This window comes from Halalkalibacter akibai JCM 9157, from assembly GCF_000513135.1.
GTDB lineage: Bacteria > Bacillota > Bacilli > Bacillales > Bacillaceae_D > Halalkalibacter > Halalkalibacter akibai.
Genome location: NZ_BAUV01000049.1, coordinates 17394 through 29308 on the forward strand (window position 1 = coordinate 17394; position 11915 = coordinate 29308).

Sequence of the window (11915 nt, forward strand, 5' to 3'; positions counted from 1 at the left end):
ATGTAGGTTTTGCATAGTTGAAGGGAGTGGGGTGGTATCTTGCTTGTTCTGCAGATATCTACTATTAGTTCGATATTATCTACTAATTTTAGAATATATCTACTATTTTTCTGATTTTATCTACTAAGCAACTATAATTATGTTATGTAAACCAACCAACTAGCAAAGGACTGAAACCATGCAAGGAACTACTCACATCATTGGAGGAGTCGCAGCAGCAATTGTTCTGCATTCCCACTTTCAACAACCAGTGTCAGAGCCAATCATTTATTATTCAGCCGCTATAGCAGGAGCGATACTACCTGATATTTGTCATCCGAAATCAATGATAGGGAGGAGACTACCGATTCTCTCTACCGCTTTTAGTAAAATTTTTGGTCACCGCTCTCTCAGTCATAGTCTGCTTTTTATGGTCGCTCTATACCTACTAACGGCCCAAACTTCTTTTTCATTTCAAACAGGTTTATTAATTGGAGTAGGTAGTCATCTACTACTTGATATGATGACAGCACAAGGAATCAAGTTATTATACCCATTAAAACTAAAGGTTCGAACTCCACTTTACGTGAAGACGGGTTCTTTATTAGGAGAAGGATTGGTCAACATAGGATTAATTCTTATTATCACCATGAGTTTATTTCATACATAAAAAAGTTCCTCCTTATGAAGAGGAACTTTTTTGTTTGTTCATAACCAACACTATCAAAACAGCTATGAATGCAACAAAAGCACATAAATAAAAGATAAAGGAAATATGAACAACCTCCGCAATTTCACCTGCTACTAATGGACCTAGTAAAATTCCTATGGCATAGAAAGATTGATAGAAGCCCATCGCACTGTTTTTCAACTCAGTAGTACTCACCTGTATAACCATACTTAATAAAAGCGGGAATATGATTCCAAGTGTTAACCCGAAGCCTGCATGAATGAACGATAGTGCAGTTAATGATTGTGAAAAAGGAACTAAAACGAGTAACAAAGTGGTGACAATAAAACTCCATAATAAGATTGTCTTTTGGTTGTTCACATGAATTTTATAAAACATAAGTAGAAAAGTCGCAAGTGCATGTGGAACAAAAAAAGCACAAACTAAAAAAGTAATCGCATGATTAGAAGAAGATAGTTGACTGGCATACATAGGTGAAAAGCCAAAAATTGTAATAAATAGAATTGCGTGTCCACATAACGAAAGGAACGTAATCTTTTTTAATCCTTTTAATTTAACGGTTCTTTTCATGTGAGAAGTCAATTTAATCGTTTTAGAAGTAGTAACAGGACTTGAAATGTCCTTAATTTGATAAGCTAAAATAATTCCTATAATAGAAGTGATAACAGCAAGCCAAAAAGGAAATTTCCATCCAAATGATAAAACCAAATAGCCACTAATCATCATACTAAAAAATTGGGCAAATACAGTTATAAACTGAACTCGACCCATTGCTTTAGCTACATGTTCTGCTTGGAAATACTGTGAATACAAAACGGTAGCCATAACCCACATTGCAGCTGTAATGCCAGCTAACATTCTAGCTGCAAAAACAGCCCAAAAGGCTTCCGAAAAAATGAGCAGAAGACCGCTTAGCAAAGCTGCGTAAAACCCGATTATTAAAAGTTGCTTACGTATGCCCACTAATCGGTCTGAAAGGACACCGAGTGGAAAGCGAAGTATAATCTGTGTTACACCATAGCTTCCTAGAATAATGCCTATTAGCGCATACGTAAATCCAATGTCTTCTAAGTACAACCCAAATACGGGTATGTAAATATAAGTAGCAAACCAAAAACAAAAGACAGTCGATAAAAAAAGGATATGATCTTTTTTAGTAGCAGTCGGTTCTTCTTGTACAGTGCAAAGAGCTTGTTGCAATTAAAAACCTCCTTTAAATATAAGGTGTAAAAGCGGTTACACTTAAATGTAAAACAAATATCACAAAGTTGCAAATGAAATAATGGAGATGGCTACAACGCAATAGATGATGAGTATATCTACGTTTAAAAAAAGCAATACTTTTAACAGAGTGAAATTCTTTCCAAGGAGGTTGATATCTTGAGACGTATTGCTGTTTTAACAAGTGGAGGAGATTCACCTGGTATGAACGCAGCCGTTCGAGCTGTTGTTAGAAAAGCGATTTATCACGATTGTAAGGTGTTTGGAGTTTACAGAGGGTATGCAGGTATGATTGAAGGAGATATTAAAGAACTTCATCTTGGTTCGGTGGGCGATATTATTCACCGTGGTGGGACGATGTTACATAGTTCAAGAAGTGAAGAATTTAAAACAGCAGAAGGACAACTAAAAGCCGTGGAGCAACTTAAAAAGCACGGGATCGAAGGAGTAATTGTTGTCGGAGGTGACGGCTCTTATCGCGGAGCGCAGAAACTTTCTGAACATGGGATAGCAACAGTGGGTGCGCCAGGAACGATTGACAATGATATTCCTGGTACCGATTTTACGATTGGCTTTGATACGGCTTTAAATACAATCATTCAGTCCATTGATAAAATTCGGGATACAGCTAGTTCTCATGAACGTACATACATAATTGAAGTTATGGGACGTCATGCAGGGGACTTAGCTTTATTAAGCGGACTTGCAGGTGGAGCTGAAACGATCTTACTTCCTGAAATTGAAAATAACATGGGTGATATTATTGATCGTTTGGACCGAGGTGCTAAACGTGGCAAGAAACATAGTATCATCGTCGTCGCTGAGGGAATTGGCAGTGGCGTTGATGTTGCGAAAGACATTGAGAAGAGAACAAATCTTGAAACACGTGTAACCGTTCTTGGCCATATACAACGTGGAGGTTCGCCAACTGGTTTCGATCGTGTATTAGCTAGTCGATTAGGCGCATATGCAGTCGACTTGTTACTAGAAGGTAAATCGGGTGTGGCTGTTGGTCTTGAAAAACACCAATTGGTTCATTATCCTTTTGAAGAAATATTCTCGAAACCTCACCAAATTGATAAGCAAATTTATGAGTTATCTGGTCAGTTATCAATCTAATTAAATGTATAAGAACGCTCGGGACTAAGTCCCGGGCGTTGAATAAAGCAGTTTAGGTGGTTAGTTACGTTGAAGAATAGATTGAGTTATTTTAGCTTAAGTTTTATATCCATACTAATGCTTCTGTTTACATGGAAAAAAGCCAAAAAGAAAGAACACCCTTATGTTTTGCCATTATTCTTTGCTTTTTCAGGGTTGAATTATTTGTTTGAATATATTGTACTTATCCTTAATAAAGCCTATCAATATAAACCTAATATCTTTAAGAATAACTATCAAGATAATCTCTTTGGTGCAATTACTTCACAATTAATAGTGGTACCAACAGCAGGACTGATTGTGTCATTATTTCAATTAAAATATAAATGGTTTCTTTTGTTTTCCTCTGTCTTATTTGGTGTTGAGAAAACGTTCGTTAAAAAAAACTTCTTCAAACATTTTTGGTGGTCCCCTTATTATACGTTAATTGGTCTGCAGGCCTTCTTTTTTATATCAAAGGTCTGGAAACATCAATTAGTTGATAAGAAAAATCAAATTTTTACGATTCTTACTGTGTATTTTTCATTTCTTGTCCCTTTATCAACACTGAACTTTTATTATGGAACTGTGTGCAGAGCCTTTTTATTTAAAGGTCATTGGTTTCATAATCCGATTCGAAGTTCCATTGCTATATCAACTATTTATACAGCGTTATGCTCACTCTTATTCACATTAGCTATAATGGTTAAGAGATCCTATGCTAAATTATGTTCAATTTTTCTTATGATGGGAGTCGATTTATATTTAGTTAGAATTAACCGTTTGGAAATTACAAGAACGTACTACATCGGTTCATTTGTTATTAAATACATTACTGTTTTAATTGGACAAAAGATTTACGAAACATTAATTCGGGAAGTTAAACGGAAAGATAAGAATAATAACTTATAAAACTACGTACCACTTCAAACATTGGGCGTAGTTTTTATTTTTGCTGTGCACGACAAAAAAGAACCGCCTATATGGCAGTTCAGTTCTATCCTTTATTTGCTTCTGTTTTATTCTGTAATTGATCTTTTTTAGTGAACCAAGCATATAGCAAACCTGCAAAAAATAGAAAGCCACCATACCCAACAGCGGGGTATAAGTATTTCACTAAAGTGGAAAATCCAACTTGGCTTACAAGAAAGGCCGCCGCAGTCGTTCCGATAATGACCCATATTTGATGTTGATCTGCAACAAAATGCATTCTCGAGACAAATCCATATAAATTACTGACAGCCGTAGAAAACACTGCTGCAAACAGAACGACAGCGAATAATAATTGAATGAAAGGAGAGAGCAATGAAGCGATATAGATCATTGGAACTTCTACAGCACCTACTTCTGTAATGTTAGATAGAATACTAAAATAAATCGCTACAACACCTATCCCTAAACCGAGCGCTCCCATTAAAGAACCCCAAAATAACGTTTTTGTTTTTTCTACATTGGCTCCCATTGGTGCTAAAATCGCAACGGCAATGACTAAGTTAAAGGACGCGTAATTCAACGCTGCAACAACCCAGTTTGGGGCAGCTCCCACTAATGAATGCGTAATCTGAATGTCTTCTGCCGTAATAGGGCTTCGATAAAATCCGTATATTGCGATAAACAATACAGCTATTAACAAGACAGGAACTACTATACTAATTGCATTAATAACTCCATCTATCCCTCGAATGACTGTGATTAAAGTGATTACAGCCATTAATGTTGTACCCCACCAAGGTGACAAATGAAATTGTTCATCAAATATAGCTCCTGCCCCAGCAATCATTGCAGCTAACGCTCCAAATAGAAAAATCGTAATAATAAGGTCAATAATAGTTCCAATCACCTTACCATTTGAAAAGCGTACAACCTCGACATAGGCAGATGCTTGTAGGGCATAACCAATTCTTAAAATCATATAACCAAATACAAAAAACAATAAGGTAGACAAAGAAATGCCCAAAATGCCATTTAAACCGAATGCGCTGAAGAACTGGAGAACTTCTTGTCCTGAGGCGAAACCAGCACCAACAATAGTACCGATATAAGTTGCAGCAATCTTAAATGAACTTAGATTCTCACCCGTCTTCTCTGACACCTTCATCACCACCAAATTATGGATTGAATCTTTATTATTTGATAACTTTCTAAGAACTATACAATTGACGATTTCCTATTGATTTTAACTCATATCTGCTTTATCATTACCTAAGGACTGATACTTAAGTTGTGATTATTCTTTGTTATCTGAAAACGGATGGGTGTTACTTGTTAAAGGGTCTCAAGGATTAGTCTTATTATCCTGATTGAAATAGAGTATGATTTGTCTAATTGAAGATCGACCTTATGGTACGATCTGGGCAAAGCTACGGAAACGTGGTGACGCAAAACTAAAGGGGCTACAGCATTTTGCTATGCCAGCCAGTTGCCGTTTTAGGACACACATCCTATTCGACGGATGTGTATTTTTTTAGAACGATAGAGGTGTGAATGATGTCCGTAATAGCGAAGCAAAATGATGAGATAAAACGATGGCAAGACAAAATTGTAGGATTAATTGCTGCAAATAAACCACTCTCCGATATACTAGAAGAAATTGTTGTCATCGTAGAAACATATATGCCTGATACAATTTGTTCGATTTTACTTTATAATAAACTTGAAAACAAACTTGAAAGAGCTACAGCACTTAATCTTCCAAAAGAGTACTTACTAGCAATAGACGGCATTAAACCAGGGCCTGATCAAGGTTGCTGTGGAACAGCTGTTTTCAGAAAGCAAACGGTTATTGTAACGGACATAGAAAACGATCCACTTTGGACTAGTTACGCACCATTAGCTCTTAAGCATGGATTACGCTCTTGCTGGTCTGTACCCATTTTCTCACCTAATCAAGATGTGGTCGGTACCTTTGCGATTTATTACACTGAAAAACGCCAACCAACAGCAGAAGAAGTAAATGAACTTTCAAGCTACGTTCAATTATCCGGAATAGCGATAGATTATAAACGTTCTGAAGCAGAGATTAATAAAATTAGATATTTTGATCCGTTAACTGGGCTTGCTAACTCCAACTTGTTTCGAAATGATGTCGAGCAAGCGATTAAAGAAGCAGAAGAAAGCAAATCTTCATTTGCGGTTATGTTTATTGATATGAACCGTTTTAACGTTATCAATAATTTAGGTGGCTATGAGGTTGGAGATTATGTTCTAAAAGATGTAACAAGTAGAATTTTAAATTGTATCGATGAACAAGCCATCCTTTCGCGCTGGAACAGTGATAAGTTTATTTGTTTAATCCCTCACACAACAAAAGAAAAAACAGAGATTGTTACCAATAAAATCACGGAGGAACTCTCTCGTCCATTTAAATCTGATCACCATGAATTTATTCTCACGACAAGTATGGGAATTTGTTTTTACCCTGAGGATGGAAATGAAGTTCATCAATTAATTAAAAATTCAGAAGCTGCTATGAATCAAGCAAAGCGCCAGGGGATGAATGAGTCTTACTACTATACAACTGAAATTGATGGGGCTTTGACAAACAGAGTAGTGATGGAAACAGAATTAAGATTAGCTCTTCAATCTGATCAATTCATGTTACACTACCAACCACAAGTGAACCTTAAAACAAAAAAGATCGTAGGAGTGGAAGCGTTAATTCGCTGGAATCATCCTACAATGGGGAATATTCCACCTTCCAATTTCATACCGATTGCTGAAGAAACAGGTTTAATTATTCCGATAGGTGAGTGGGTACTACGAAAAGCATGTGAGCAACTTAAACAACTTGAAATAGAGGGCTGTGCCCCTTTACGACTCTCAGTAAATCTTTCGAGCATTCAATTAAGGCAAAGTGATTTAGTAGACAAAGTTAAAAAGATATTGGAAGACACTCAATTCAATCCAGAAAATCTGGTACTAGAAATCACTGAAAGTACGTTAGTAAATCAACTTCAGTTAACAATTAGTCAACTAAGCGAACTACAATCACTCGGTATTCAAATTGCATTAGATGATTTTGGTACGTTGTATTCATCCCTTAACTATTTAAAAAGTTTTCCATTAAATATTTTAAAAATAGATCGTTCCTTTGTACACAGCGTCGCAACCGATACGAAAGATACAGAAATTGTAAATACTATTATACGTCTAGGGAAAACATTAGACTTGAAGGTATTGGCTGAAGGGATTGAAACAAAAGAGCAAGCAGAAAAGCTTCTCGAACAACAATGTGATGAAGGCCAGGGATATCTGTTTAACAAGCCATTAGAACTGAAGTGGATAAGAGAATTACTAGAACCTTAAAATAGTACACGAAGAAGCTCGGTTAAAGCCGAGCTTCTTCCTTTTGTTAATAGTTAATATTATAGAGATCACAACTGCCTCTAGTGGTTCATATATTTGTTTAGATTGAAACCTTTTAACACCTAGTCACGTTCAATGAGGGATGATGTTGCGAAGGAGATTGATTACAATGAAAATTATTAAATTTCTGCTTTCGGCTCTTATCTTTATGATTATGGTGACTGCTTGCTCACAACAATCGACTGTTCAAGAAGATGAACAATACCTTGAGTCTGTAGAAGTATCGGAGTTTTCTTACGTAAGTGGATTCTCAGAAGAGCACCTGGCATCGTATGAACGATTCAATCAAGATAAAGATGTCCAACACTTAAGAGAATTTCAAGCCGATGAAATGCTTTTAGTTTACATGGATTTAATTGTAAAAAGCGATACAGAAGGAATCTATGCGATTACAGCTAAAACTGATATCCTACCAGAGTTGGATGTGTTTCAAAAAGAGTACGATGAATATTTACACGAATCAAATATAGACACGGTATTTACGTATCGCTTTTTTGATTCCATAACTGTTAAGGAAACAGAAAATGCTGATCGCGTTCTAGTGGAATTGACAGTTCATTTAGGAGCGAACACAACTACAGTTTTGTATGAACTAATCAAAGAAGATGAATTATGGAAATTAATGGTGTACGAACAGATCGAATATTTCAAAAGCAAATAATCAAAAGAGGCACGCTCAACCAATAAATTGAGCAGTGCCTTTTTACTAATCTTGATCTTTTTCTTTTGACGTCGCTGTCGCACCGTCATATTCACGATCAATTTGTCCAGTTGTTTTAGGTTTAGCAGAAAGCTTATAATCGGCAATTTCGTCAGGACCTGTTAAACCGAATAAGCCATTTGTCCTTGACCCATTCGAACATGTTCATATACATCGCTTTTTTTATGATTAGCCAACTGTCTCACCTCATCTTAAATTAATCAGCTGGATTGGCATCTACTGCAATCTCATACGCGTGTAAAATGGCATCACGCTCGTTTTCATCTGTTATTCCAATAAGATTCTGTCCGTCTTCCTCTTCTTCAACCCGCATTAAAATCGTATCCTCATTAGAAGACAATAGCGCATAAGAGTGATCTTCCATATCAAATAATGCTTCAACTGAATAATCCTTTGTTTGTCCATTTTCGTCTTCAATCGTAATTTGATCTCGAATTTCGTTTGATTCCATGTCAATCACTCCTTCAAAGGATCTACCCTTACTTTGCCCTGATCAGACGTAATTATTTTTACAAGAACTTCCCATACTACATAGCATAAGGAGGTTTTTATGAAAAGCATTCCAGCACTTATTACTTTTTTTATAGTTATTCAAATGTCTCTGATTGTTCAGGCCCAAAACTTTCAAAAAATAGAAGAGATTATACAAACGGATCCGATTCTTGATGGAGCGATGGTTGGAATAAGTGTTAGATCAGGAACTACGGGAGAGGTGTTATACGAACATGCATCTTCTAAACGATTGCGACCAGCGTCAAATATGAAACTCTTCACAGCAGCTGCTGCTTTGTCCATTTTAGGTGAAGAGCACACGTTTACAACGAAACTCTACACAAACGGGAAAAAACGTTGGAAAGTACTTCATGGAAATGTCTACATAAAAGGAAATGGTGACCCTACATTAACAAAAGCAGACCTAGACCAATTCGCTGTTCAATTAAAAGAAAAGGGGATCAGTTTAATCAGCGGAGATCTCATAGCTGACGATTCGCATTTCGATCAAGTAAGATATCCGGTTGATATCCCATGGTCCGATGAAGAAGCTGGATACGGAGCGCAAATATCAGCGTTAACAATGGCGCCCAATCAAAATTTCGACACAGGGACAATTGAAATAGAGATTGCACCATCGAATAAAATAGGTCAACCGGCTGTTATTAAAACAAATCCTGTTAGTGATTATGTTACGATTTTGAACAAAGCAACTACTGTTAAGGAGGGAGATTCCGAAGACCTGTTTATTACGAGGCATCACGGCACTAATATCATTGAAGTAAATGGCTTGATTCCACAAGAGAGTCAACCATACCAGCAATTGATTGGCGTATGGGAACCTACTGGTTATGTTTTAGATGTATTGAACCATGCTTTAAAAGAACAAGGGATTACCGTGCTTGGTGATTTAAGACTAGGAAAAGTGCCAGATGAGGCAACGGAACTTCTTTATCACCATTCCATGCCACTTTCAGAATTAATCATTCCATTTATGAAATACAGTAACAATGCTCATGCTGAAACACTTGTTAAACAATTGGGCTTTGTAGAAAGTGATGAAGGAAGTTGGGACAAGGGATTAGAAGCTTTAACAACTGAGATCAAACAATGGAATGTTGATACTGACAAGATGATGATTCGTGATGGATCAGGTATCTCCCATATCACCAGTATTCCCGCCAGTCAAATAACGCAGCTGTTGTACAGCATCCAATCGGAACCGTGGTTTGCCTCATTTGAACAATCTCTCCCTTTAGTGGTGGATCCTCACGCTTAGAACGTGGAACACTTTACTCTCGTATGCAAGATGTAACAGCGGAGAACATCAGAGCCAAAACGGGCACCCTTACATCGGTAAGTTCACTCGCGGGTTATATGAAAAATGCGGAATGTGAGTCGCTTATTTTTAGCATTTTGTTAAATCAAGTCTTAGATTCTAAGCAGGCTAAAGAGATCGAGGATCGCATCGTTCAAGCGCTTTATGACACTTAAGCTTTATCGCATATGATTTTTTCAGATGAGGAATGATATACAGTATAAACGGAGGGGGAGAACCATGGAACACGAACCATTAACGTACTTTGAAAAATTAGAAAATGTCTATGTGTTAACAGAAACAAAAAACATGCTTCAAGCAAAATTAAATGAGCAAACCACACCTGTTGAGGAACGTGCTTTGCTTGAGGACGATTTGCGTAAAATTAATGAAGAAATAGAAGAGTATACGGATGGTCAAATAGTAACACCTGGTCAATTTACAGTTACTTCTTTATTCAATCCAGCCGTTTTTGATGAGGAGTAGAAATGAGCATGATGAAAAGATTAATGAGCTTCGTTTTGCTCCTTTTCGTCCTTCAACTTTCAGCTGTTAATGTACATGCTCACGGAGAAGAAGGACAAGCCTCTTTAATTGTAAAATCATCAAGTGAATCATTTCATCAAACAGTACTTAAAATCAAATCAGATAAGCTGGTTCGAACATTATTTGAAGCTAAACCCGTAGACCAAGTCAAGGAAGTACCGTTTAGTAACCAATATATTTTACTTGAAGATTTAGGAGAAATTCATTTTTATTCAGTGGACGAACATGGTACGTTTTACGATGTTGAAACAAAACACAAGCTAGAAGTCCCAGTGAAAACAAAGAAAAAAGTGATGAGTTACTTTAAAGGCTTACACCAACACCATTTCGGAACCTTAAAACCATGGAAAGAAGTAAATGAGCTTCTTCCACGCTATGCAAGCTTTACGATTCTTGACTTAGAAACAGGATTACGATTTCAAGCGCAAAGAAGAGCCGGCAAAAACCACGCCGACGTCCAACCGTTGACAAGAGCCGACACAGCTATCATGAAGAAAATATATGATGGCAAATGGAGTTGGAAAAGGAGAGCGGTACTTGTTTTCCATGAAGATACGGCAATCGCAGCTTCCATGCACGGAATGCCACATGGAGGAGGAGCCTTAGCTAACAACTTCCCAGGACATTTCTGTATCCATTACAAAGATAGTCTCACACACTCAACAAGAAACTTGGATCTATCACATCAAATCATGGTCAACAAAGCAGGAGGCAAGCTCGCACCATTTGTTCAGCAGCTATCAGCACCGCAAGTGGTAGAAACGTTTATGATTGCCTTAAATCAACAAGACTTAGACTTACTTCAATTAGTTCACAATGAAAACCCTGAACAATCTAAAGTTTTGATTGAAAACGTGGAGTCGATTCGTTTGGTAAAGAAAAACAATCCGGCTTCCCTCGATGGAGATCTAGTATACGAGCTTCCATTAAATTTTAAAATACAGGAAAAAGGCCATAAAGAAAGAGATTCATCATTCGTATTTCGTCTTAAGCGAACATCACCAACCGATCCTTGGAAGATTGAGCCTGTTTTGGTTGAACAGCTTCTTAACTAAGGAAGAGGCGCACAGTTGTGAGTGAACTGTGCGTTTTTTAGCGCGCCTATGTGGAAGAAATCATGAATGGTTAACTTAAGATAGGTGATTAGAATATCAGGAGCAAACTTGCAAACCTCCGAGCTGAGGAAGAAAACAAAATGAACGATTTAATATAATGTGGTTGTTGATTAAAGATTAAACTTATGATAGATTATTAAATCTAGCCGCAAAAATTAATTCCAAATTAACCATTGCGCAGAATTATAAAGTGTGATATATTATTACTTGTCGCTGTAAACAACTTATTATTAAATAGCGACGCGCAATAACTTTTTTAAAAAAAAGTTGCGCAGAATTAAAATTCGTGTTATGATAGTAAATGTCGCTAATGAAGTGACGTAAATAGTT

General features: G+C 36.9%; 10 protein-coding genes, 1 pseudogene and 1 riboswitch. Of the genes and pseudogenes, 8 read left to right on the forward strand and 3 right to left on the reverse strand.

Annotation, left to right across the window (positions count from 1 at the left end):
- Window positions 1–178: 178 nt before the first annotated feature.
- A complete protein-coding gene (locus JCM9157_RS19205; protein ID WP_035667320.1) occupies window positions 179–649 on the forward strand; it encodes a metal-dependent hydrolase in 471 nt (156 codons plus the stop codon).
- A 12-nt stretch (window positions 650–661) separates the two neighbouring features.
- On the opposite strand, the gene JCM9157_RS19210 is transcribed toward JCM9157_RS19205, so the two are convergent.
- The gene (locus tag JCM9157_RS19210) at window positions 662–1870 is read right to left on the reverse strand and encodes an MFS transporter (protein WP_035667323.1); all 1209 of its coding nucleotides are present in this window, start codon (window positions 1868–1870) and stop codon (window positions 662–664) included.
- Window positions 1871–2050: 180 nt separating this feature from the next.
- Here JCM9157_RS19210 and pfkA point away from each other — a divergent pair, with 180 nt between their 5' ends.
- Complete coding sequence (gene pfkA, locus JCM9157_RS19215) at window positions 2051–3010, forward strand: 6-phosphofructokinase (protein ID WP_035667325.1); 960 nt, start codon at window positions 2051–2053, stop codon at window positions 3008–3010.
- 69 nt (window positions 3011–3079) lie between these two features.
- A complete protein-coding gene (locus JCM9157_RS19220) occupies window positions 3080–3940 on the forward strand; it encodes a hypothetical protein (protein ID WP_035667327.1) in 861 nt (286 codons plus the stop codon).
- Between the two features lie 85 nt (window positions 3941–4025).
- On the opposite strand, the gene JCM9157_RS19225 is transcribed toward JCM9157_RS19220, so the two are convergent.
- Entirely contained in the window at window positions 4026–5120 is a 1095-nt protein-coding gene (locus JCM9157_RS19225; protein ID WP_201768906.1) for a YkvI family membrane protein, read from the reverse strand.
- Window positions 5121–5371: 251 nt separating this feature from the next.
- Window positions 5372–5455, forward strand: a riboswitch (cyclic di-GMP riboswitch).
- A gap of 57 nt (window positions 5456–5512) precedes the next feature.
- On the opposite strand from JCM9157_RS19225, the gene JCM9157_RS19230 reads away from it, so the two are divergent.
- On the forward strand, window positions 5513–7333 hold the full coding sequence (locus JCM9157_RS19230) for a GGDEF domain-containing protein (protein ID WP_081734256.1): 1821 nt from the start codon (window positions 5513–5515) through the stop codon (window positions 7331–7333).
- A 169-nt stretch (window positions 7334–7502) separates the two neighbouring features.
- The gene (locus JCM9157_RS19235) at window positions 7503–8054 is read left to right on the forward strand and encodes a hypothetical protein (protein WP_035667329.1); all 552 of its coding nucleotides are present in this window, start codon (window positions 7503–7505) and stop codon (window positions 8052–8054) included.
- A gap of 256 nt (window positions 8055–8310) precedes the next feature.
- Here the strand turns inward: JCM9157_RS19235 and JCM9157_RS19240 are convergent, their stop codons facing one another.
- Entirely contained in the window at window positions 8311–8565 is a 255-nt protein-coding gene (locus tag JCM9157_RS19240) for a DUF1292 domain-containing protein (protein WP_035667331.1), read from the reverse strand.
- Between the two features lie 222 nt (window positions 8566–8787).
- On the opposite strand from JCM9157_RS19240, the pseudogene dacB reads away from it, so the two are divergent.
- The 3 genes and pseudogenes from dacB (at window position 8788) to JCM9157_RS23625 (ending at window position 11525) form a co-directional block, all read left to right on the forward strand.
- Window positions 8788–10100: pseudogene (gene dacB, locus JCM9157_RS19245) on the forward strand (D-alanyl-D-alanine carboxypeptidase/D-alanyl-D-alanine endopeptidase).
- Between the two features lie 64 nt (window positions 10101–10164).
- Entirely contained in the window at window positions 10165–10410 is a 246-nt protein-coding gene (locus tag JCM9157_RS19250) for a hypothetical protein (RefSeq protein WP_035667332.1), read from the forward strand.
- 8 nt (window positions 10411–10418) lie between these two features.
- Complete coding sequence (locus JCM9157_RS23625; protein ID WP_148296917.1) at window positions 10419–11525, forward strand: hypothetical protein; 1107 nt, start codon at window positions 10419–10421, stop codon at window positions 11523–11525.
- The last annotated feature ends 390 nt before the right edge of the window (window positions 11526–11915 follow it).

Bases quoted from the DNA above. Each gene is read 5' to 3' on its own strand.
- JCM9157_RS19250 (WP_035667332.1), top strand. From the start codon at position 10,165: ATGGAACACGAACCATTAACGTACTTTGAAAAATTAGAAAATGTCTAT.
- JCM9157_RS23625 (WP_148296917.1), top strand. From the start codon at position 10,419: ATGATGAAAAGATTAATGAGCTTCGTTTTGCTCCTTTTCGTCCTTCAA.
- JCM9157_RS19240 (WP_035667331.1), bottom strand. From the start codon at position 8,565: ATGGAATCAAACGAAATTCGAGATCAAATTACGATTGAAGACGAAAAT.
- JCM9157_RS19205 (WP_035667320.1), top strand. From the start codon at position 179: ATGCAAGGAACTACTCACATCATTGGAGGAGTCGCAGCAGCAATTGTT.
- JCM9157_RS19230 (WP_081734256.1), top strand. From the start codon at position 5,513: ATGATGTCCGTAATAGCGAAGCAAAATGATGAGATAAAACGATGGCAA.
- JCM9157_RS19235 (WP_035667329.1), top strand. From the start codon at position 7,503: ATGAAAATTATTAAATTTCTGCTTTCGGCTCTTATCTTTATGATTATG.